This is a genomic window from Amycolatopsis sp. NPDC101161 (assembly GCF_044768185.1).
In the GTDB taxonomy this organism is placed as follows: Bacteria; Actinomycetota; Actinomycetes; order Mycobacteriales; family Pseudonocardiaceae; genus Amycolatopsis.
The window spans coordinates 1,561,477-1,582,812 of the sequence record NZ_JBIWPI010000002.1 but is presented as its reverse complement, the minus strand read 5'-3'; the positions used below and the strand labels follow the sequence as shown (position 1 = coordinate 1,582,812).

Annotated in this window: 19 protein-coding genes; 10 read left to right on the top strand and 9 right to left on the bottom strand. The window is 71.5% G+C overall.

Annotated elements, in window-relative coordinates; all coding sequences use genetic code 11:
* Positions 1–88 precede the first annotated feature (88 nt).
* The gene (locus tag ACIRSS_RS18775) at positions 89–691 is read right to left on the bottom strand and encodes a GNAT family N-acetyltransferase (RefSeq protein WP_400896378.1); all 603 of its coding nucleotides are present in this window, start codon (positions 689–691) and stop codon (positions 89–91) included.
* A 112-nt stretch (positions 692–803) separates the two neighbouring features.
* Here ACIRSS_RS18775 and ACIRSS_RS18770 point away from each other — a divergent pair, with 112 nt between their 5' ends.
* Both ACIRSS_RS18770 and ACIRSS_RS18765 read left to right on the top strand, forming a co-directional pair.
* A complete protein-coding gene (locus ACIRSS_RS18770; protein ID WP_400896376.1) occupies positions 804–1,301 on the top strand; it encodes a phosphoribosyltransferase in 498 nt (165 codons plus the stop codon).
* Complete coding sequence (locus ACIRSS_RS18765) at positions 1,298–2,020, top strand: oxidoreductase (protein WP_400896374.1); 723 nt, start codon at positions 1,298–1,300, stop codon at positions 2,018–2,020. The genes ACIRSS_RS18770 and ACIRSS_RS18765 overlap by 4 nt, the downstream gene beginning before the upstream one ends.
* Here the strand turns inward: ACIRSS_RS18765 and ACIRSS_RS18760 are convergent.
* The 7 genes from ACIRSS_RS18760 to ACIRSS_RS18730 form a co-directional block, all read right to left on the bottom strand.
* A complete protein-coding gene (locus ACIRSS_RS18760) occupies positions 2,017–3,114 on the bottom strand; it encodes a HoxN/HupN/NixA family nickel/cobalt transporter (protein WP_400896372.1) in 1,098 nt (365 codons plus the stop codon). The genes ACIRSS_RS18765 and ACIRSS_RS18760 overlap by 4 nt on opposite strands.
* Before the next feature lie 62 nt (positions 3,115–3,176).
* Positions 3,177–4,106: an N-acetylmuramic acid 6-phosphate etherase gene (locus ACIRSS_RS18755; RefSeq protein WP_400896370.1), complete on the bottom strand. Its 930-nt coding sequence runs from the start codon at positions 4,104–4,106 to the stop codon at positions 3,177–3,179.
* Positions 4,107–4,129: 23 nt separating this feature from the next.
* Positions 4,130–5,131, bottom strand: a complete 1,002-nt coding sequence (locus tag ACIRSS_RS18750; RefSeq protein ID WP_400896368.1) for a MurR/RpiR family transcriptional regulator — start codon at positions 5,129–5,131, stop codon at positions 4,130–4,132.
* Between the two features lie 211 nt (positions 5,132–5,342).
* Positions 5,343–7,061: a serine hydrolase gene (locus ACIRSS_RS18745; protein ID WP_400897548.1), complete on the bottom strand. Its 1,719-nt coding sequence runs from the start codon at positions 7,059–7,061 to the stop codon at positions 5,343–5,345.
* A 46-nt stretch (positions 7,062–7,107) separates the two neighbouring features.
* Positions 7,108–8,373 (bottom strand): exo-beta-N-acetylmuramidase NamZ domain-containing protein, encoded by a 1,266-nt coding sequence (locus ACIRSS_RS18740; protein ID WP_400896366.1) that lies wholly within the window; start codon positions 8,371–8,373, stop codon positions 7,108–7,110.
* Complete coding sequence (locus ACIRSS_RS18735; protein ID WP_400897546.1) at positions 8,370–10,109, bottom strand: glycoside hydrolase family 3 protein; 1,740 nt, start codon at positions 10,107–10,109, stop codon at positions 8,370–8,372. Before ACIRSS_RS18735 ends, ACIRSS_RS18740 begins: the two co-directional genes overlap by 4 nt.
* A 703-nt stretch (positions 10,110–10,812) precedes the next feature.
* Positions 10,813–11,643 carry an HAD family hydrolase gene (locus ACIRSS_RS18730; RefSeq protein ID WP_400896364.1) on the bottom strand — a complete coding sequence of 277 codons (831 nt, stop codon included), beginning with the start codon at positions 11,641–11,643 and terminating at the stop codon, positions 10,813–10,815.
* A 611-nt stretch (positions 11,644–12,254) separates the two neighbouring features.
* On the opposite strand from ACIRSS_RS18730, the gene ssd reads away from it, so the two are divergent.
* The 8 genes from ssd (at position 12,255) to ACIRSS_RS18690 (ending at position 18,720) form a co-directional block, all read left to right on the top strand.
* A complete protein-coding gene (gene ssd, locus ACIRSS_RS18725) occupies positions 12,255–13,328 on the top strand; it encodes a septum site-determining protein Ssd (RefSeq protein ID WP_400896362.1) in 1,074 nt (357 codons plus the stop codon).
* 172 nt (positions 13,329–13,500) lie between these two features.
* Positions 13,501–14,652, top strand: a complete 1,152-nt coding sequence (locus tag ACIRSS_RS18720) for a TadA family conjugal transfer-associated ATPase (RefSeq protein WP_400896360.1) — start codon at positions 13,501–13,503, stop codon at positions 14,650–14,652.
* Entirely contained in the window at positions 14,646–15,416 is a 771-nt protein-coding gene (locus tag ACIRSS_RS18715) for a type II secretion system F family protein (protein ID WP_400896357.1), read from the top strand. The genes ACIRSS_RS18720 and ACIRSS_RS18715 overlap by 7 nt, the downstream gene beginning before the upstream one ends.
* 624 nt (positions 15,417–16,040) lie before the next feature.
* Positions 16,041–16,748, top strand: coding sequence for a type II secretion system F family protein (locus ACIRSS_RS18710; RefSeq protein ID WP_400896355.1), 708 nt, complete (start codon positions 16,041–16,043; stop codon positions 16,746–16,748).
* Between the two features lie 39 nt (positions 16,749–16,787).
* A complete protein-coding gene (locus tag ACIRSS_RS18705; RefSeq protein ID WP_091389387.1) occupies positions 16,788–16,952 on the top strand; it encodes a DUF4244 domain-containing protein in 165 nt (54 codons plus the stop codon).
* Positions 16,953–16,972: 20 nt separating this feature from the next.
* Positions 16,973–17,308, top strand: coding sequence for a TadE family type IV pilus minor pilin (locus ACIRSS_RS18700; RefSeq protein WP_400897544.1), 336 nt, complete (start codon positions 16,973–16,975; stop codon positions 17,306–17,308).
* A complete protein-coding gene (locus tag ACIRSS_RS18695) occupies positions 17,295–17,660 on the top strand; it encodes an Rv3654c family TadE-like protein (protein ID WP_400896353.1) in 366 nt (121 codons plus the stop codon). The genes ACIRSS_RS18700 and ACIRSS_RS18695 overlap by 14 nt, the downstream gene beginning before the upstream one ends.
* 442 nt (positions 17,661–18,102) lie before the next feature.
* Positions 18,103–18,720 carry a bifunctional DNA primase/polymerase gene (locus tag ACIRSS_RS18690; protein ID WP_400896351.1) on the top strand — a complete coding sequence of 206 codons (618 nt, stop codon included), beginning with the start codon at positions 18,103–18,105 and terminating at the stop codon, positions 18,718–18,720.
* Between the two features lie 85 nt (positions 18,721–18,805).
* Here the strand turns inward: ACIRSS_RS18690 and ACIRSS_RS18685 are convergent, their stop codons facing one another.
* Complete coding sequence (locus ACIRSS_RS18685; protein ID WP_400897542.1) at positions 18,806–21,271, bottom strand: DEAD/DEAH box helicase; 2,466 nt, start codon at positions 21,269–21,271, stop codon at positions 18,806–18,808.
* Positions 21,272–21,336 lie beyond the last annotated feature (65 nt).

The following is a 21,336-nucleotide window of genomic DNA, read 5'->3' as shown; positions in this document are numbered from 1 at the left end:
TCCTGTAGTGCGCCGACATGACGGCTAGCGGCACGCTAGCGACGTTAGTCCGCCTTGTAAAAGGTTGCACCCACGTTGCCCTGTCGTTTCACCGAGGCAGGCGAGCGCCGGTGACTAAGCGTTCGTTCAGCCGGGCCTTGGCGGCGGGCCATTCCGGCGCCACCATCGAATAGGTGACGGTGTCGCGCGACGAGCCGTCCGGCCGGATCCGGTGCGCCCGCAGGATGCCTTCGCGAAGCGCGCCAAGGCGTTCGATGGCGCGTTGCGAGCGGAGGTTGCGGATGTCGGTCTCCCACGCGACCCGTTGCGCGCCAAGGGTTTCGAACGCGTGCGTGAGCAGTAGCAGCTTCGACTCGGTGTTCAGCCCGGTGCGCTGCCAGGCCGCGCCGATCCACGTGTGCCCGATCGAGAGGATCCGGTGCGCCTCGACGACCTGGTAGTACGACGTCGTCCCGGCGACGCGGCCGGAGGCGACGTCGATCTGCGCGAAGGGCTGCCGCGCGGGCTCGGCGAGCGCCTGCTCGACCATCCGCTCCGCCGCGGCGAGATCCCCCGGCTGACGGATGCTCAGCCACGCCCAGATGCCCGGGTCGGCGCCCGCCTCGAACAGGCCTTTGGCGTGCTCGGGCGTCAGCGGCTCCAGGCGGACGTGCTCGCCGGACAGGGTCGGTCGGGTGCTCCAGTCGCTCACGTGATCAGCGTAAGGACGGCTTTGGCTGTCTCTGATAGCCAATTTCGGAGCGTTTCCACAGTCCACTTCGACGTTGCCTATGCTCGGTTGACGACGACGAAGGGCGAGATCGATGGCCGAAGAGCGCGAAGAGCTGAGCTGGGAGTTGTTCGGCACGGCGAGCCGTGAACTGGCTCACACCATCGCCGACGACGGCTTCGCGCCGGACCTCATCCTGTCCATCGCCCGCGGCGGCCTGTTCGTGGCCGGCGCGCTCGGCTACGCGCTCGACGTGAAGAACCTGCACGTGATGAACGTCGAGTTCTACACCGGCGTCGACCAGCGCCTCGACCTGCCGGTGATGCTGCCGCCCGTGCCGAACCTCGTCGACCTGACGAGCAAGAAGGTGCTGATCGCCGACGACGTCGCCGACACCGGCGCCACGCTCAAGCTGGTCCGCGACTTCTGCCTCGACCACGTCGCCGAGGTGCGCTCGGCCGTCGTCTACGAAAAGCCGCACTCGACGGTCAAGTGCGAATACGTCTGGCGCCACACCGAAAAGTGGATCAACTTCCCGTGGTCGGTGCTGCCGCCCGTGGTCGCCCGCGAAGGACAGGTGCTCGACGCGTGAGCGACCCGCTGAAGCCCCTCCTCGACCTCGAAGGCGTCGCCGCGGCCGCGAAGTCCGCGCAGGACGCCGTGTTCGCGGTCCACCGCCTCCCGGCCAACCTTCGCGGGGGCGCGGCGACCGCGGCCGAAGCGTCGGTCCGCGCGGCCCGCGCGTCCGCTGGAATCGAGGGCGCGAACCCCGAGCTGCCCGCCGACGGCGCGGTCGCCGACCCGGTCCTGGCCGGCGCATTGCGCGTAGCGGAGACGCTCGAAACGCTGCTCCCGACGTGGCGCCGAGCGCCTCTGCAAGCCCTGGCGCGCTTGCACGTTCTCGCCGCGGCCGACCTCGTCGACGACCTGGATGCGTTGGGGCGCCCGCATTCCGGCGGTGGTCGCCTGGAACTGCTCGCCCAGCTCGTCACGGGCGCGACGTCGGTACCAGGGCCCGTCTTGACGGCGGTCGTGCACGGGGAACTGCTGGCGCTCAAGCCGTTCGGCAGCGCGGACGGCGTCGTCGCCCGCGCGGGCGCCCGGCTGACGATGGTCGCGACCGGCTTGGACCCGAAGGCGTTGAGCGTCCCCGAAGTGGCGTTCTTCCGCCGCGTCCCGAAGTACCTCGAGGCCGCGGAAGGCTTCGCGAGCGGGAAACCCGAAGGCGTGCGCGAGTGGCTGCTCTTCTGCTGCGAAGCGTTCGAAGCGGGTGCGCGCGAAGCGAAGTCCATTTCGGACGCCGCGTCCTAATTGGACAGTTTCGCCGACCACTTCTCTTCGATCCGCCCGAACCGCCACACGGCCAGCGCGACGACCCAGGTGAGCACGAACAGCCCGACGATCCCGAACCCGACGTAGTCCAGGTTCACCGACGCGATCGCGGCCAGCGGTCCCGAGGTGATGGCCAGCTTGTCGGCGAGGATCGACACCAGCTCGATGGTCCCGATGACGAACGCGACGGCGACCGACAGCGTCGTCACCGTGATGTTGTAGAAGATCTTGCGCACCGGCTTCGCGAACGCCCAGCCGTAGGCGAAGTTCATGAAGCAGCCGTCCACGGTGTCGAACAGGCTCATCCCGGCGGCGAACAGGATCGGCAGCACGAGGATCGCGTACCAGGGCAGCGCGAACGTCGCCGCGCCCGCGGCCAGCACCAGCAGCCCGATTTCCGTCGCGGTGTCGAAACCCAGCCCGAACAGCACGCCGACGGGGTAGATGTGCCACGGCTTGCGCACGGCCTTCGTCGCGCCGCGCAGCAGCCGGTTCATGACGCCGCGGTTGTCCAGCTGGTGCTCCAGCGCGGCTTCGTCGAATTCGCCGTGGCGCATCTTCTTGAACACCCGCAGGATGCCTACCAGCACGACGAGGTTGAGGATCGCGATCACGTACAGGAACACGCCGGACACCGAAGTGCCGATGAGGCCGGTGACGTTGTGCAACGCCGAGGAGTCGTCCTCGACCTGGCCGGCCAGCGCGCGGACGCCGAGCGAGAGCAGCAGGCACAGCGCGAACACGATCGTCGAGTGCCCGAGCGAGAACCAGAACCCGACCGAGAGCGGGCGCTGCCCGTCGGCCATCAGCTTGCGGGTGGTGTTGTCGATCGCCGCGATGTGGTCGGCGTCGAACGCGTGCCGCATGCCGAGCGTGAACGCCGTTACGCCCAGCCCGATCCCGAACACGCCCGTCGTGCCCAGCGCGTAGTGGTGCGGTGCGACGAAGGCCGCCAGCACCACCCAGCCCACGACGTTGAGGAGCAGGACGAACCCCGCCATGCCGCCGATCGACACCCACTCGCGACGCGAAAGCCCGCGCCGCGAGTCGTCTTCCGTACCCGTGCCCGCCATCGCCGCCCGCCCTTCCTCATCTGAGAGGTTAGACAGGTGAACAGATGACAGGCAATGAAGTTCTAGCTGGCGCGCACCCGCACCAGGTCCAGCGCCTTGCGCACGTGCCCACCGGACGCGTGCAGTGCCTTCGCGGCGCTCTTGACGTCCTCCCCGGACAGCAAGTGCACCAGCGCCACCTTGAGGTCGCCCCCGGCCTCGGTGAGCGCGTCCGAGCAGTCCGCCATCGTCATGCCGGTGGCTTCCTGCAGGATCCGGATGGTCCGGCCGCGCAGCTTCGCGTTCGTCGCCCGCATGCTGACCATCAGGTTGGAGTAGGTCCGGCCCAGCTTGATCATCGTCGCCGTCGAGAACGACGTGAGGATCATCTTCTGCGCCGTGCCCGCCTTCATCCGGGTCGAGCCGGCGATCGCCTCCGGACCGGTGTCGACGGCGATGAGCACGTCGACGCCGGCGGGCTTGGCGGCCTTCGGGTTGCCCGAAACGAGCCCGGTGTGGGCACCCTGGCGCGACGCCGCGGCCAGCGCACCCAGCACGTACGGCGTCCTGCCCGACGCCGTCAGCCCCAGCACGAAGTCGCCCGGCTGGACCATGGCGGCCATCTCGGCCGCGCCGGCCCCGTCGTCGTCCTCCGCGTTTTCGACGGCGCTGCGCAGGGCCTTCTCGCCGCCGGCGTGGTGCGCGATGAACCAGTCCGCCGGCACGTTGAACGTCGGCACCAGCTCGGCCGCGTCCAGCGTGGCCAGGCGCCCCGACGTGCCCGCGCCGACGTAGTGCACGCGCCCGCCCGCCCGCAGGGCCTCGACCGCGTAGTCGACCGCGCGCGCCACCTGGGGCAGCACCGCGGCGACGGCGCCGGCGACCGTGCGGTCCTCGGCGTTGATCGCGCCCAGGATCCCCGCGGTGGACATCAGGTCGATGTCCGTGGTGCGGGGGTTGCGGGTTTCGGTCGGCGAATCGACGTGCACCGCCTGCGTGGGGACGGTCATCATGCGCCTCACATTTTCTCCGGGCATTACTTGCCGGTTTCCCGCGGACGGCGACGACCGTCCGGCCTGACCCCCAAGCGGTGCGAGCCGACGGCGTCCCTGGTCGCGTCCAGGGCGTTGACGGACGCGTCCATGTGCCGCTGCGCGACGCCGATGAACAGGCAGTCGATGACGGTGAGCTGGGCGATGCGGCTGGCCGTCGCTCCCGAACGGAACGTGGTTTCCCGCGCTGCCGTCGTCAAAACGTAGTCGGCGACCTCGGTGATCGGGGACCGCGGGAAGTTCGTCACGGCGATGGTGATCGCGCCGTGCTCGCGGGCAACCCGCAGCGCCTCGACGGTGTCGGTGGTCGCGCCGGTGTGCGAGACGCCGATCGCGACGTCACCGGGGCTCAGCACCGCGGCCGAGGTGAGCATGATGTGCGTGTCCGACCACGAGAAGCACACGCGGCCGATGCGGTGCAGCTTCTGCTGCAGGTCCGCGGCGACGAACGCGCTGGCGCCCACGCCGTAGACGTCCACGCGGCCGGCGTTCGCGACGACCTCGATCACGCGCTCGAGCGTGGCGACGTCGAGCTGGTCGGCCGTCTCTTCGACGGCACGCGCGTCGGCGAAGCTGACCTTGCCGATGACGGCCGCGAGGTCGTCCTCCGGCCCGATCTCGCCGCCGAGGTTGCGCGTGGTGCGCGCCTCGGTGCGCGCGGTGTCCGCGGCCAGCGCGATGCGCAGCTGCGGGTACCCGCCGACGCCGACCGCCTTGCAGAAGCGCGTCACCGTCGTCTCGCTCGTGTTGGCCGCCAAGGCCACTTCGGTGATGCTGCGTCTCGCGACCTGCGCGGGATCCTCCAGCACCACCTTCGCCACGCGCTGCTCGGCGCGGGCCAGGCCGGGGAGCAGGGACCGGATCCGGACCAGCGGGCTCGCGTCCGCGTCCCGCACGGTCGGCTGGACCGATACGGGCTCGGACGGTGCCGTGCCGACTACGGATTCGCTATCACTCACCGTCGGAAAGTTACTAACCGTTGGCATCTGCGACAAGGCTACCCACACCCTTCGGTCGGATCGCAACCCGTCCGTGTCTGCGGATCTGGATTTGCGATTAATCACTGACCAGAAAGTCGCCAACCAGGTCGGTCTTGTTAACGAGGTCAAGCTAACGACTTGGCAACTTAGTGTCGCGGTGCAAACGGCAAGCAGACGGTAAATTCGGCCCGAAGTTCGACGGTCGGCGACAGCGCGGTCACCTTGAGCTCAACTGCCAACCCTCCGCGACGAACGCGGCGGGGTTTCGTTCACCGTCGAGGAGTGATCGGCCGCTCTCGGTGACTTTCACACCGTCGACCGAAACACCGCGACCCGTGTAACTCGGGTCGGTGCTGTAACGCCAGCGCAGGCTCACCGACGCGCCGCGCGGCAGCGTGCCCGCCGCCCGCCACCAGGCACGGTGCCCGTGTCCGGAGAGCGACGTCACATCTCCGGAGGGTGCGCCCGGCCCGGAAACCGATAGGGCGATCGGTTGCCAGTTCACCCCGTCGGTGGTCGCCTGCAGCTGAAGTGGATCAGTGCTTCCTTCGGTGTCCACGAAGGCGTAAAAAGACACGCGCGCTTGATCACTTTGCGTAGTAAACGGGCCGGTACTCAGCGTGGCGACGCTCGCGTTACCCAGCGTGCTCGTCCAGGCGTCCTTTCCCACCTTGGGTTCGACGGCCATCGCCCTGGCCAGGGACGTCGCCCACACCTGGCGCGCGGTGTTGATCGAGCCCCAGTTCCGGGTCGGGTGCACGCGGTTGGTCAGCAGGATCGCGAAGGAGCGCGACTCCGGGTCGATGACCAGCGTCGTTCCGGTGAAGCCGGTGTGCCCGGCGGTCACCGGGGACGCCAGCGCGCCCATGTACCAGGGCTGGTCGAGCTCGAAGCCGAGGCCGTGGGCGTCGTCCGGGAACTGCTGGTTGTAGTTCGTCAGCATCTGCCGGACGGTCTCGCCGTTCAGGACCCGGTGACCGCGGTAGCTGCCGCCGTTGAGGATCGTCTGCGCGAGGATGGCCATGTCGTTCGCGGTGCTGAACACGCCCGCGTGCCCGGCGACGCCGCCGAGCGACCACGCGTTCTCGTCGTGCACGCTGCCGCGGACCATCCCGCGGGGCGGGTTGGCCTCGTACTCCGTCGCGGCGATCCGGTTCAGCTTCGACGCGGGCGGGTTGTAGCCCGTGTCGACCATGCCGAGCGGCGCGGTGATCCGGTCGTGGACGACCCTGTCGAGGCTCTGCCCGGTCAGCTTCTCGACGATGAAGCCGAGGGTGAGCAGGTTGATGTCGGAGTAGAGGTAGGTCGTGCCCGGCTTGTTCTTCAGCGGGCTGTCGAGCACCGCCTGCCGGCGCGACGGGATGTCCGGGTAGCCGGCCCACAGCGACGGGATCGGGTCGGCGTCGAAGCCCGAGACGTGCGTGAGCAGCATCTTGACCGTGATGGCGGCCTTGTCGCCGGTGGCGAACTCCGGGAAGAAGCGGCTGACCTGGGTGTCGATGGTGAGCTGCCCGCGTTCGACCAGCTGCAGCACGGCGATCGAGGTGAACAGCTTCGAGATCGACGCCATGTCGAAGATGGTGTCGTTGCGCATCGGAACCTGCTGGTCGGCGGGCAGTTCGGTGCCCGTCGCGTCGGCGTACCGCAGCGCGCCGCCGACGGCGTGGCGGTCGACGACCACGCCGTCGTGGGCCAGCAGGCCGACCGCGCCGGAGAAGTGCGGGTGCCCGGTGGTGTCCGGTTTCGTCCAGCTCGCCAGGAAGTCTTCGGCGGCCTTGAGCGGCGCCGGGTCGAGGTTGACCTCCTGCGGCCGTCCGTCGCGCAGGGTCGTCCACGGCGCGGCGAAGCCCTGCTGCGGCCGGTCGAAGCGGCCCGCGTCGTCGTGGCGTCCGATGGCGCTGGCTCCCGAGGTCAACGTGGTCAGCGCGACCAGCACTCCGGCGGCCGCGGCGATGACCTTCCTAGCACGCACGAGTTCCCCCTCAGCGGTAGAGCAGGTGGCGACGACGTTTCCGGTCGAACTCGGCGAGCTCGGCGCGCCAGGCCCCGGTGACCTCGTCGACGCCCGCGCCGGCGTCGACCATGGTCCGCAGCCGGTCGGACCCGGAGAGCTTGTCGATGTAGTTGTCCGGTCGCCAGGCGAAGACGTCCGGGTGCAGCGCCTTCGCCGTCACGAGCATGGCGACCGCGGTGCGGACGGCGTCGAAGACGCGCGGGTCGTCGACGCTCACCTGCACGCCCCCGCAGGTCTGGTTGACGAACTTGCTGAACGTCGGCACGAAGTAGATCTCGCGGAACTTCGCTCCGGGCAGCCGCAGGTCTTCGAGCTTCTCGCGCCAGCGCCAGTCGAGCCCGGGCGCGCCGATGATCTCGAACGGTCTGGTCGTGCCGCGGCCTTCGGAGAACACCGTGCCTTCGAACATGCCGGTGCCGGGGTAGACGAGTGCGGTGTCCGGCGTCGGCATGTTCGGGCTCGGCAGCACCCAGTTCAGGCCGGTCTGCGCGAAGAGCGTGTCGCGCTGCCAGCCGCGGACTTGGACGACCTCGAGGTGCTGGAGCTGCACGCCTTCGCCGGGCAGGAACTCCTCGGCGAAGAAGCGGGCCAGCTCGCCGACGGTCATGCCGTGCTGCTGGACGATCGGTTTCTTGCCGATGCCCGAGGCGAACTTCGGGTCGAGCAAGGGGCCGGCCGCCCGGCCGCCGATCGGGTTCGGCCGGTCGAGTACAACGAAAGCGGCGTTCGTCTTCGCGGCGGCCACCATGGCGGTGTAGAGCGACCAGATGTAGGTGTAGAAGCGCGCGCCGACGTCGGCGATGTCGAAGACGACCGTGTCGACGCCCGCTTTGGTGAAGAGCGTCGCGAGCTTCGTCGCGTCGGCGCCGTACGCGTCGTACACGGGGACGCTGGTGCGCGGGTCCGTGTAGTCGCCTTCGGAGCCGCCGGCCTGCGCGCTGCCGCGGAAGCCGTGTTCGGGCCCGAAGGCCGCGACCGGCTTGACGCCGGCCGCGACCATCGAGTCGACGATGTGGTCGCCGTTCAGCAGGACGCCGGTCGGGTTCGACAGGACGCCGAGCTTGCGGCCCTTGAAGGACCGCCAGCCCTGGGCGGCCAGCTGTTCCGCGCCGGTGAGCACCCTGGTCGGACGGCCTTGGGGCTCGGGCTGGGCGCCGGCGACGGCCGAGCCGCCCGCGAGGACCGGGACCGCGAGCGCGCCCGCGCCGAGGAAGTGGCGCCGGTTCAGGGTCACCAGGTCAGCCCGTGGCCGAAGGGGTACTTGACGGTGTGCACGTCGGCGCCCGCCGGGATGTCGACCGGCAGCTTCCCGACCGGCTTCGTCTCGCCGAGGATGACCTTCGTCAGCGCTTCGAGCGTCGGGCCGATGTAGCCGTAGGTCGCCAGCCAGGTTTGCGCGGCGCTCGGGTAACCCGCGTCGTACGGGATCTGCGCGGCGACCGCGACGACCGGCTTGCCGGTGGCCTGCAAGGCGTTCAACAGCTTGGTCTGCAGGGGGAAGCCGCCGATGTTGTTGGTCAGCACGACGACCAGGTCGACGTTCTTCGCGTTGGCCACCGACTGCGCGATCTGGGCGTCCGTCGGAGCCTGACCGGTCGGGTACGCCGTCGCGGCCGTGCCGTGGGCGGTCAGCTTCTGCGCGAGCGTCGCCGTCGTGGAGACGCCCCAGCCGGTGACGAGCGCCGTGGCGGGCTTCTGCTTCAGCGGCAGCAGGCCGGCGTCGTTCGCGACGGCCGTGATGCCGCGGTCGGCGATGTCCTGCGCGGTGGCGAGGTTCGCCGGCGTGCCGACGGTCTTCATCACGCGGTTCGGGTCGACGAACGGCGCGAAGAGGATGCCGCTCTTGAACTTCAGCTTCAGCACGCGCAGCACGCTCTGGTCGATCCGCTGCATCGGGATCTCACCGGACTTGACGGCGGCGAGCACCGAGTTGATGGCGACGTCGAGGTGCACCGGCATGAGCAGCTGGTCGACGCCGGCCTTGAGCGCGAGGACGGGGATCTCGGCGTCGCTGTGCATCTCGCGCACGCCCTGCATCTCGAGGGAGTCGGTGATGACGACGCCGTTGTAGCCGAGCTCGCCCCGCAGCTTCCCGGTGACGATCGGCTTCGACAGCGTCGCGGGCTCGAGCGACGGGTCGAGGCTGGGGAACTGGATGTGCGCGGTCATGATCGAGTCGATGCCGGCTTTGATGGCGGCCTTGAACGGCGGCACGTCGGTGGCGCGCCACTGGTCTTCGGTGCTGTCGATCCGCGGCAGCCCGGTGTGGCTGTCGGTCGGCGCGGCGCCGTGGCCGGGGAAGTGCTTCGAGGTCGCGGCCACGGACTTCTGGAAGCCGCCGACCTCGGCGGTGACGAAGTCGCTGGCCAGGCCCGGCTGCCCGGCGAAGGACCGGACGCCGATGACGGGGTTCACGGGGTTGGAGTTGACGTCGGAGTCGGGCGCGAAGTCCTGGTTGATGCCGACGGCCCGCAGCTCCTGGCCGAGGATGGTCGCGGCCTTGGTGGCGCGGCTCGTGTCCCGCCCGGCGGAGATGGCCATGGCGTTCGGGAACTCGGTCGCCGGCGCGCCCATCCGGGTCACGGTGCCACCCTCCTGGTCGGCGGCGACCTGCAGCGGGATGTGCGCCCCGCTGGTGACGGCGGCCATCTGGAGGCCGTTCGACAGCTTCGAGACCTGCACGGGGTCGTCGAAGTTGTCGCGGGTGTCGTTGTTGAAGTAGATGACGCCGCCGAGGTGGTACTTCCGGACGACCTGAGCCGGGGTGTCGACCCCGAAGTCGGTCTGGTTCTTCGGGTTCACCTCGTCGGCGGACTTGCCGTTCACCCAGGTGACGAACAGCTGCCCGACCTTCTGTTCGAGCGTCAGCCCCCGCAGCGCCTGCGTCGCCGCGGCTTCCGCCTGCGCGTCGGCGCTCACCCGCGGTGCGCTCGCCGCGGTCGCGACACCCACACCGGTGAGGGCGAGCACCCCCGCGACGGGCAGGGCGAGCGCATGGAACCTCCGATTTCGGGTCGTCACGACCAGCCTCCCAGAAAGTTGCGGGCGCCCGGCGGACGTGAGAAGTCCACTCGGAGGCGCCAGTATCGGGAAGCTACTCACCGAATCCGTCGATGTCCATCGACCGACCGCACGAACGGTCCAGTCGTACCCGGATCGGTAGGAAAGTCGCCGTTCGCAACATGTGCGGCGGCCGAATGGGTGGCGGACCACCTCGGCTAGTGGGCTGTACCGCCTTGCCTCGCTGCCGGACTTTCCGCATAGACGAGGCGGCGCCCGTGACCCCGGAGGGTCGACGGGCGCCGCCTGCAAGCGCGAACTTCTCGGGCGACCAAGCGTGCAACTCTGGTCGTACCTACATGGACTCGGCGTGTGGCGTCCCACTACGCAGTCCCTAGACGACGAGCCTCCCGCGGCGCGCTGCGCGTGGGTACCCGGAGTCCGCGCACGGAGGTTTGCCGGGGTGGAACAGGCTTCTCTTCTACCTGTTCCCTGGCCGACCGAACGTCCGCACCTACTTTCTACGCCGTGAGCCCGGTCACTTCAAGTGCGCGGATGGGTGCACCGGTACAGAGGCTGGATCGGGTGACACCGGCACCCTGCGCGACGGACAATTCGGGGCTGGGCCAAGCAAAGCCGGGGCCCTGCGGCCGTGTGGGTGGCGACCGTGCGGCTATCGGGACCGACGGCGACGATTGAGGCCGTACCAAGTCGCCCCGGCCGCCACCGCGCCGACGCCGAGCGCGACCATTCCCGCCGATCGGACCGGGAGCCGGCTGCGCAGCGACATCGGCCGCTCGAACGCCAGGATCGGCCACCCGCGCTCGAGGGCCGCGCGCCGCAGCAGCTTGTCCGGGTTGACCGCGTGCGGGTGCCCGACGACCTCGAGCAGCGGGATGTCCGTGCTCGAATCGGTGTAGGCGAAGCACTCGGCGAGGTCGTAGCCGTGGGTCGCGGCGAGCTGCTTCGCGGCAACGGCCTTGTTGGCGCCGTAACAGTAAAAGTCGACTTCGCCGGAGTAGCGGCCGTCGACGATCTGCATCCGCGTGGCGACGCTGCGGGTCGCGCCGAGCATTTCCGCCACCGGCGCGACGACCTCCTCGCCGGTCGCCGACAGCACGATGACGTCGTGCCCGTCCTCGCGGTGGCGCGCGATCAGCTCCGCCGCCTCCGCGTACACGAGCGGGTCGACGACGTCGTGCAGGGTTTCGCGGACGATCGCCGAAACCTGGGCGACGTCCCAGCCGGCGCACAGCGCGGAAACTTCGGCCCGCAGCCGCTCGGTCTTGTTTTCGTCGGCACCGGCGAGGGAAAACACCAGCTGCGCGTAGGCGCTCCGCAACGCGGCGCGACGGTTGATCAATCCTTGTTTCAACAAGGGCTTGCTGAACGCCAGCGCGCTCGACGAGGCGATGATCGTCTTGTCCAGGTCGAAGAACGCGGCCACCGCGTGCTCCGGGCCCGGCTTCCGGATGCGCGACGGGGCGCTGCTCGGTTCGGCCACGTGCCCAGGATAGGAGCTTGATCGCGGCGCGTCCCGTTGATCCACCACCCGCGCGGCGCGGCGGGCGGAAAATCCATGACAGCAAGGCACTTCCGGCGCGCTGTGCCGTTATCGAACTGTATGCCTCGCCCGGCGCGCGAAGCGGCCATGGGCGGAGTTACAGTGAGGGAGCCCGGTGTCCAACCGGGCCGGTTCAGTCCGACCCCCCGGGGCTGAACCCACGGCGGCCCCCGTCCCTCCCCCCTGGCGGGGGCCGCCCTCTTAACTTTCCTCTTACCTTTGGCCGCGCTTTCCGCGCAGGCCGTTTTGCCTTCGGCTAACCTTTCTCGATTCCGTTTTCCCCAGGCCGGGTCGCGCATTCTTGGATTCGGTCGAAACCATCGAATGCGGATATCCGTCGCGCTTTCCGCCGCACGTGCGTCGCGGGCGGGCGCGATCCTGTCACAGCCCACCGACAGAACCTGCTCGCGAGCCGCGTGCCGGACGCCGGTTGTCCACAACACCCCGGTTGTCCACAGCCGCCCATCCGCCCCGTTGCGCCCCCGAGCCGCCGCCCGCGACGGTGGAACCCGGGCCACCCACGGCCCCCACCGACAACGGGGGAGGAACGCATGACGGGGGAACGACCGCTCGTGGTCGCCGCGGACGAAACCGTGCTCGACGAGATCCTGCGCGTGGCCGCGGTAGCGGGCTGCGAGCTCGACCGGGCACCGGACCTGACGGCCGCCCGCGGCCACTGGGCCCGAGCGCCGCTGGTGGTCCTCGACGAAGAAGCCGCCCGGCTGCCACCCGTGCTGCCCCGAAGGAGCGGGATCCTCCTGGTCTGCAAGGGCAACCCGGGGCCGCGGACGTGGGAGAGCGCGTTCCGCGCCGGCGTCGAACGCGTGATCTCGTTGCCGGACGAGGAGACCGAGCTCGCGGGCGCCTTCGCCGACGTCGTCGAGACCCCGGCGGAAGAGGCCGGCCTCGTGCTCGGCGTGGTCGGCGGCCGGGGCGGCGCGGGCGCGTCCGTCTTCGCCGCGACGCTGGCCCTGGCGGCCGACCGGGACCCGGGCGGCGCCCTGCTGGTCGACTGCGACCCTCTCGGCGGCGGCCTGGACCTGTTGCTGGGACTGGAAAAGACACCGGGACCGCGCTGGTCGGAGGTCCGGCTGAGCGGCCGCGTCTCGGTACCGGCGCTGGCGGCGGCGCTCCCGCAGCGAAGACATCGCGGCGGCAGCCTGCCGGTGCTGGCGTGTGGCCGGGAGGGCGAAGGCCCGGCGGTCGAATCGCTGTCGGCGGTCCTCGCGGCCGGCCGCCGGTCGGGCCGCACGGTCGTCTGCGACCTCCCGCGCACGCTGGGCGACGCGGCGGCGGAAGCGGTCGCCGTGGCCGACCTCGTCGTGCTGGTGGCGCCGGTGGAGTTCCGCGCCTGCATGGCGGCGAAACAGGTGCTGCGGTCCCTGTCGGCGCTGACGGCCCGCCTCGGAGTGGTCGCGTGTGGACGGTCCCGGGCCGGCGTCACGCCGGTCCAGACGGCCGGCCTCCTCGGCCCGCCGCTGCTGGCGTCGATGGCGCCGGAGCGAGGCCTGGCGGCGGCGATCGAGCGTGGCGAGTTCCCGGCCAAACCGGCGGGCCCGCTGGCGTCCGCGGCCGCGGACGTCCTGGCGGTAGCGCGCCGCGAAGCCCGGGCGGCGGCCCGATGAGCGCTGGCCTCCGCCCACCGGCACCGCCGGTCAGGGTGGCCGAGCTGCTGCTGCCGACGGTCCTGGCCCTCGCCGGGCGCGGCCCAGTGAGCGCGGAGAACTTTCTGACGGTGCTGGCGGGCACCCGCGTGACCGCTTGCTCCGGCGACACCAGGCCCAGGGCGGTGCGACCGTGACCACCGACTTCGTCGACCGCGTCCGCAACCGCCTCGCCGGCGACCGCCGCCAGGCCGATCCGGTCGCGGTCGCGACGGCCGTCCGAGCCGAAGCGGGCGGCGCCCTCGGCCACGACGCGGTGCTCGACGCGGCCCGCCGGGCCCGGGACGAGTTCGTCGGCGCCGGCCCGCTGGCCCCGCTCCTGGAGGATCCGGCGACGACCGACGTGCTCGTCACCGGCCCGGCCGAGGTCTGGACGGACGGCCCGGAAGGCCTGACCCGCACCGGGATCCGGTTCCAGGACGAAGAAGCCGTCCGCCGGCTGGCGCAGCGCCTCGCGCTCGCGGCGGGGCGCCGGCTCGACGACGCACAGCCCTATGTGGACGGCTGGCTCCCGGGGGCCGGTCCCCACGGCCGCATCCGCGTGCACGCCGTCCTGCCGCCGGTCGCGGCGAGCGGCACGTGCCTGTCGCTGCGCGTGCTGCGCCCGGCGACGCACGACCTCGCGAAGCTGCAGGAACTCGGCGCGTTCGACGAGAACGGCGCGAAGGTGCTGCGGGCGGTCGTCTCGCGGCGGATGGCGTTCCTCGTCACCGGCGGCACGGGCGCGGGCAAGACGACGCTCCTGGCCGCGCTGCTCGGCGCGGTCGACCCGGCCGAGCGGATCGTGTGCGTCGAGGACGCCGGCGAGCTGCAGCCGGCGCACCCGCAGTTCGTCAGCCTCGTCGCCCGGCCGGCCAATGTGGAGGGTGCGGGCGCAGTGGGCCTGCCCGAGCTCGTCCGCCAGGCGCTGCGCATGCGGCCCGACCGCTTGGTGGTCGGCGAGGTCCGCGGCGCCGAGGTGGGCGCGTTGCTGGCGGCGATGAACACGGGCCACGACGGCGGCGCGTGCACGGTCCACGCGAACTCCCCGGCCGAAGTACCGGCCCGCATGGAGGCGCTGGCCGCACTCGGCGGCTTGGGCCGCGACGCGGTCCACAGCCAGCTCGTCGCGGCGATCCGCGTGGTCCTCCACATGCGCCGCGACCCGGGCGGCCGCCGCCGTCTCGCGGAGGTGGGCGTCCTCCGAGCGGAACACGGCCGCGCGCGAGTGGTGCCGGTGTGGCGAGCGGGCCGCTGGACGGTCGACCGCCACCTGTTCGCACCGACGGGAGCAATCGCATGCTGAGCCTGCTCCTCGCGCCATGGTTCCCGCTGTGCCTGGGAGCGGCCCTGGCGTGCTGGCCCGCCGCGCCGACCCGGCTCCAGGCCGCGCTCGAGTCCCCGACAACGTTCCGCCTCCCCGACGTGTGGGCAGCGCTCCGATGGCTGCTCCCGGCCGCCGCGGCGGCCCTGCTGGCGGGCGCGGGAGGCGCGATAGCCGCGGGCGTACTGACGCTGGCCTGGCACCAGGAGCGAAAAGCCCACCACCGCACGACGGCGGACATCGAGCTGGCAACCCACACGGCAACGGCACTGCGCACGATGGTCTCCGAGCTGCGTTCCGGCGCCCACCCGGTAACGGCAGCGGAGGCAGCGGCCGAGGTGGTACCAGCGGTAGCGGGCGACTTGCGGGCATTGGCCACATCAGCCCGCCTCGACGGCGAGCTGAAGGCCCCAGTCCTCCCGCAATTGGCGACGGCGTGGACATTGGCCAAGCGCCACGGCCTCCCCCTGGCCGAGGTACTGCAGTCAACTCGCCGCGACGCGGAAGCAACGTTGACGTTCGCCCGCAGAACCCGGGCAAAGCTGGCAGGCCCCCGAGCAAGCGCGGCGGTCCTGACCGGCCTCCCAGCCCTGTGCGTACTACTCGGCGAGGTGATGGGGGCATCCCCGTTGAAGGTCCTGACGGCGAGCGCGCCCGGCCAGTTGCTGCTGGTGGCGGGCAGCATCCTGCTCTGGGCAGGAACAGCCTGGTGCCGAGCATTGACGGGCCAGGTGCACCTCAAATGACCGCGACCGCCACGTCACGCGCCATCCGCACCCACCTCAAGCGCCGGCAAACGTCACTCGCTACGCAACATCCCCTGAGCGGGCCGACGACCGCGACCGCCCTTCGCGCAGCGCGCGCCTACCTCGGGCGCCAGCGAGCGTCATCCCTGATCGGCCGGGCCGCCTCGCGCGCTGCTGGCGCTCTCCTCGATCGGCCGCGCGCCCACCAGCCGGCAGCGGCCGGCCTCTGTTCCCTCGCGCAATGTCCCCTGAGCGGCCGGAGGTGCAGCCGGTGACCGCGACCGCCCTTCGCGCAGCTCGCGCCCACCTCGGGTGCCGACGAGCGTCACCCCTGGTCGGACGGGCCTTTTCGCACGGTGCCGGCGCTCTACTCGAGCGGCCGCGCGCCTACCAGCCGAGAGCGACCGCGCTCCGGCTGGTCACGCAATGTGCCCTGAGGCCGGAGGCGCAGCCGATGACCGCGACCACCCTTCGCGCAGCCCGCGGCCACCTCGAGCGCCGGCGAGTGTCATCCCTGGTTGGGCGGCCCTTCCCGCGCCCTGCCAGCCCTCTCCTCGATCGGCCGGGAGCGGCCGCACTCCTTTCCGCCGCGCAAGGTCCCCTGAGCGGCCGGAGGCGCAGCCGATGACCGCGACCGCCCTCCTTCTCTGTGCCGCGGCTCTCCTCATCTGGCCGAACGAAGCCGCGGCGAGGCGCTTCACCTGGCTGTCCGGCGCCCCGACCCCCGCACCCCGCCGATGGCCCCGAGCGATCCCCCACCTCGCGACCACCCTCGGCGGCATCTCGACCGCGGTCCTGATCGGCGGACTCCCCGGAGTGGTCGTCGGGACACTGGTGACCGCCGCCGGGTGGTGGGCCATCCGCCGGACCCGGCAGCCGCGGGCACCCGCCCTGGACCTGGCCGCCAAGCTCCGGCTGGCCCGGACGCTCGATCTCCTCGCGGCCTGCCTCCGCGCCGGCCTGCCCGTCCCCTCGGCCCTCGACGCGGTCGCCGATACCGCGCCGGCCGAGGCGGGCGCGGCCCTCCGCTCGACCGCCGGCCTACTCGCCCTCGGTTCCTCCGCGGAGGAGGCCTGGGCGCGAACCGGCCTCGGCGAACTGGCGGCCGCGGCGATCCGGACGTCCCGGTCCGGCGCCGCCTTCGCCACGGCGGCCGCGGACCTCGCCGGACGGTTCCGCGAGGAACTTGCCACCGAAGCGGAGGAACGCGCGGAACGAGCCGGGGTGGCGCTGGCCCTGCCCGTCGGCCTGTGTTTCCTGCCCGCCTTCTTCTGCCTGGGCGTGCTGCCCGTCGTCCTCGGCCTGGCCGGACGTCTCGGCCCGCTCTTCTGACCCACCGATGACCCACCGACAAGCACTGAAGGGAAACCCATGCGCGCGCCCCGCTCGGACGACGGTTCCACCACGGTCGAGTACGCGATCGTCACGGTCGCCGTCGCGGCTTTCGCGGCCGTCCTCTACACCCTCCTCACCGGCGACTCGGTCGTCTCGTGGCTGACGAACCTGGTCATGAAGGCCCTGACGGTGCCGTCGTGAGCCGAAGAGACGAAGGCGCGGTGACGGTCGAAGCCGCGCTCGGCCTCGCCGGCCTGACCGTCGTGACGGTCCTGCTCGTCGCGGGCCTCACGGTCCTGACGAGCCAGCTCCGCTGCACGGACGCCGCCCGCGAGGCCGCGCGGCTCCTGGCCAGGGGCCAGCCCCACGAGGCCGCGTCGGCGGTCCACCAAATCGCCCCACCCGGGGCGAACCTCGCCATCCGCCAGGACGGCGACGCGATAACCGTCGAGGTGAGCGCCCACCCGGCAGGCGGCCTGCTGCCGAACCTCGACCTGAACGCCACGGCGTACGCGGTGGCCGAACCAGGAACGGAGGCCGCCGATGCGCCGCGGTGAACCCCGCTCGGACAGCGGCGTGGCCACCATCTGGACAGCGCTGGCCGTGGCCGCGCTGACGGGGGTCGCGGTCCTCGGCTGCTGGCTCGCCACCGCGGTCCTCGCCCGTCACCGGGCAGAGACCGCCGCCGACCTGGGCGCGCTCGCGGCCGCGTCGCACGCCGTCGAGGGCCCGGTCCGGGCTTGCGAGCGCGCCAAGTGGGTCGCGGACCGGATGGCGGTCACCCTCGTGGCCTGCAGGTGGCAACGGCTGGATGCCTTCGTCGAGGTTCAGGCGCCGGGCCTGGCGCTCGGCGGACTGCCCGGCCCGTCCGCCCGGGCTCGCGCCGGACCCACCGGGCGGCCACCGTGACCGGTCAGCGGGACACCCGGGCGCCGGCCGCTCGCCGGACGCCGACCGGTCGGTATGCCACGGTGACCGGCTGATCCGCGGGGCGGACGATAAGTGGCGAATTGTCACGGGCAGCGGTCGGTAGTGCACGGTGAGCGGTCGAAGAAGCTGCTCACCTGGGCCGATACCCCCCGGCTCGGCTGCCGTTCGCCCGGCTCGCGGGCTCCCGATCCTGGGGATCCAGCGGTGAACGGTCCGTGGGCGGCTGCCGCTCACCGTCGATCCGCTGCCGCCGGGTTCGGTCGGGCGGTAGGGACTACCGGGCGTTCATCGCCGCGTAACCACCGGTTGTCGCGTGGGGGTTCCGGGCAATGTGCAACTTGCCGTTAAGTGAGATGTGCGACACCACGGCAGGGTTTAGCGGGTAGGTCGCGGAGAACCGGAACCTAAGGCAGGAAAGACAATGTTGGACGCGAATTGGCCGGACAGCTGGCGCGGCGCCTTCCGCATCGAACTGCGGGCGGAGGCGATCGGTCTCGCCTGGCGTGGCTGGCCGGTGCTCCCGGGCGTCAACCCCGCTCCGCTCACCGAAGGCGACGACCTCACCTGGCGCCGTCCGGTCCCGGCCAGTGACGCCTGGCGCGACCAGATCGGCACCCACGCCCACGAGGTCGCCACCTGGTTCTCCGACCGGACCCACAGCCTCCTCGTCGCCACCGGCACCGTGCTCGACGCCATCGAGGTCGACGACGAGCTCGGCAAGCGCGCTTGCCGCCTGCTGCGCGCCCTCGGGCACCCCGCGCCCATCATCGCGCTGCCGAACGGCCGGTGGCTGTTCCTGACCACCGTCGCCGACCGCATCCCGGCCGAGCTGGCCACGCGCTCCTCGATCCAGTGGCACGGCAAGGACAGCTGGATCCCGCTGCCGCCGTCGCCGTTCCAGCACGGTGTCGTGCACTGGCGCGTCAAGCCCGAGGTCTGCGGCTGGCAGCTGCCGGACGCCGCCGAGGTGCACGACGTGCTCGTCCGCGCGCTGGCCGGTGCCGAAGCCCCGCAGCTGGTCCAGTCCACCGCGGCCTGAGCCACCCGGAACCACCGCCGCCGGCCGGTCCCAGCCCGGCCGAGGCGGAGTACGACACAACTCCATGAACCACCAAAGTGGCCGTCTAGGCACCGTGTTGACGCAACGCCCCGAGCACGGTTCCCAAGACAGCCACTGCCCCCGCCTTGTCCAGCGGATCGTTGCCGTTCCCGCACTTCGGCGACTGGACGCAGGACGGGCATCCCGTCGGGCACTCGCAGGAGACGATCGCCTCCCGCGTTGCGGCCAGCCACGGGACAATCGCGGCATAACCGCGTTCGGCAAATCCCGCACCCCCGGGATGGCCGTCATGCACGAACACCGTCGCCTCCCCGGTGTCTTCGTGCCACGCGGTACTCACCCCGCCGATGTCCCATCGGTCGCACGTAGCGAACAGCGGTAGCAGGCCGATCGCCGCGTGCTCGGCGGCATGCAGGGCACCGGGGACTCGTGCCGGAACCAATCCGGCACTCCCCGGTGCCCTGCCACCCTCGTGAACGGGCCCCCGACCGTTCGCCAGGGGTTCCTCCCCGGTCCCCACCGGCCCCGCAGATTCGGTCCCCACCCGATGGCCCCCGGTCCCCGCCTCGCCATCGGCTTCCGATCCGTGGGAAACCCCGGCCGAAGCCCGCGGACGTCCGCCGGCGGCGACGGCCGGCCCCAGCAGCGCAGACGAGATCGTGTACCAGACCGCCCGCGTGTGCAGGCTCTGTTCCGGCAGGTCCAGCGGCGTGTGGTCCAGCACCTCACCCGACGGACGTCGTCGCAGGTAGCCGACCACCTGCGACGTCACCGCCACCTCGCCGAGGCACACGCTCACCCCGCCGAACTGCTGCTTCTCCTGCGTGCTCAGCACCGCGATGTCCACGATCTCGCGCGGCGTCGTCGTCCAGTCCGGGTTCTCCGCGTGGACCATCGCCAGGCCCTGGTCCAGGTCCAGCTCGTCGACGACGTACGACGACCCCTGGTGCAGGTAGACCGCGCCGGGATGGACGGCGAAGCACGCCGACCCCGGGTCGACCGTGCCCAGCATCCGCCCGGAGTCCGACTCGACCACCGCGATCTGCTCGCCGCCCGTCCCGCGGATCCCGACCTCGGCGTGCGGGCGGTCTCGCGACGTCCAGTACCAGCCGCTCGACCGGCGGCGCAGCAGCTTCTGCTCCGCCAGCTCGGCCAGCACCTCCTGGGCCGCCGCGCCGCCGAACATCTCCAGCTCGGGGACGGTCAGCGGCAGCTCCGCCACCGCGCACGCCAGCTGCGGTGCCAGCACGTACGGGTTCGCGGGGTCGAGCACCGCCGTCTCCACCGGTCGCGAAAGCAGCGCCGCCGGGTGGTGCACGAGGTACGTGTCGAGCGGGTCGTCGCGCGCGACGAACACCACCAGCGCCGAGTCGCCGGAACGACCCGCCCGGCCGGCCTGCTGCCAGAACGACGCGAGCGTGCCCGGGTAGCCGGCCAGCACCACCGCGTCCAGCCCCGCGATGTCGACTCCGAGCTCCAAGGCATTGGTCGTCGCGACGCCCAGCAGACGGCCCGACAACAACGCCGCTTCCAACGCGCGACGCTCCTCCGGAAGGTAGCCGGACCTATACGCCGCAACGGTGTCCGTCAACGCTGGGTCCACTTCGGACAGAATGCGACGCGCGCCCAGCGCGGCCAGCTCCGCGCCCCGCCGGGACCGGATGAACGCCAGCGACCGCGCGCCTTCGACGACCAGGTCGGCCAGGATCCGCGACGTCTCCGCGCCCGCCGAACGCCGGACCGGCGCGCCGTTCTCCCCGGTCAGTTCCTCCAGCAGCGGCGGCTCCCAAAGCGCCACCGTCCGGGCGCCGCGCGGCGACGCGTCCTCCGTCACGGCCTCACAAGGAACACCGGTGAGCCGCGAAGCGAACGAAGCAGGCGAAGCCGTCGTCGCCGAGGCGAGCACGAACACCGGCGAAGCGCCGTAGTGCTCGGCTACGCGCCGAAGCCGGCGAAGCAGCAAGGCGACGTGCGAGCCGAAGACGCCGCGGTAGCTGTGGCACTCGTCGACGACCACGCAGCCGAGCCGCCGGAAGAACGCCGCCCACCGCCCGTGCTGCGAAAGAATCCCGCGGTGCAGCATGTCCGGGTTGGTGAACACCCAGTTGGCGTGCGCGCGCACCCAGTCACGCTCGACCATCGGCGTGTCCCCGTCGAACGACGCCGCCCGGACCCCCGGAACGTCCAAAGAGGACACCGACCGCAGCTGGTCCGCCCCCAGCGCCTTCGTCGGCGAGAGGTACAGCGCGGTCACCTTCTCGCCCGCGGCCAGCCGGGACAGCACCGGCAGCTGGTAGGCGAGCGACTTGCCCGACGCCGTGCCGGTCGAAACCACGACGTGCCGGCCCTCGTACGCGTGCGCCGCCGCCTCCGCCTGGTGCGCCCACGGCAGCGAGACCCCGCAGTCACCGAACGCGTTCACCACGGCCGGATCGGCCCACGACGGCCACGGCACGCACGTCGCCGAGCGTCCCGGCAGGTCCGCGACGTGCGTGACCGGGTCCTCGCGCGCGGGGATGCCGGCGGTCACCCGCCCCAGCAGCCGCCGCCCCCGTGATTCGTCCACCCGCCGAGCTTGGCACAGGGGTACGACAG

Excerpts from the sequence above, each read along its gene's own strand:
- ACIRSS_RS18705 (WP_091389387.1), top strand. The coding sequence starts at position 16,788 with ATGCGCGCGCCCCGCTCGGACGACGGTTCCACCACGGTCGAGTACGCG.
- ACIRSS_RS18760 (WP_400896372.1), bottom strand. The coding sequence starts at position 3,114 with ATGGCGGGCACGGGTACGGAAGACGACTCGCGGCGCGGGCTTTCGCGT.
- ACIRSS_RS18755 (WP_400896370.1), bottom strand. The coding sequence starts at position 4,106 with ATGATGACCGTCCCCACGCAGGCGGTGCACGTCGATTCGCCGACCGAA.
- ssd (WP_400896362.1), top strand. The coding sequence starts at position 12,255 with ATGACGGGGGAACGACCGCTCGTGGTCGCCGCGGACGAAACCGTGCTC.
- ACIRSS_RS18750 (WP_400896368.1), bottom strand. The coding sequence starts at position 5,131 with ATGCCAACGGTTAGTAACTTTCCGACGGTGAGTGATAGCGAATCCGTA.
- ACIRSS_RS18690 (WP_400896351.1), top strand. The coding sequence starts at position 18,103 with ATGTTGGACGCGAATTGGCCGGACAGCTGGCGCGGCGCCTTCCGCATC.
- ACIRSS_RS18695 (WP_400896353.1), top strand. The coding sequence starts at position 17,295 with ATGCGCCGCGGTGAACCCCGCTCGGACAGCGGCGTGGCCACCATCTGG.
- ACIRSS_RS18710 (WP_400896355.1), top strand. The coding sequence starts at position 16,041 with ATGACCGCGACCGCCCTCCTTCTCTGTGCCGCGGCTCTCCTCATCTGG.
- ACIRSS_RS18715 (WP_400896357.1), top strand. The coding sequence starts at position 14,646 with ATGCTGAGCCTGCTCCTCGCGCCATGGTTCCCGCTGTGCCTGGGAGCG.
- ACIRSS_RS18770 (WP_400896376.1), top strand. The coding sequence starts at position 804 with ATGGCCGAAGAGCGCGAAGAGCTGAGCTGGGAGTTGTTCGGCACGGCG.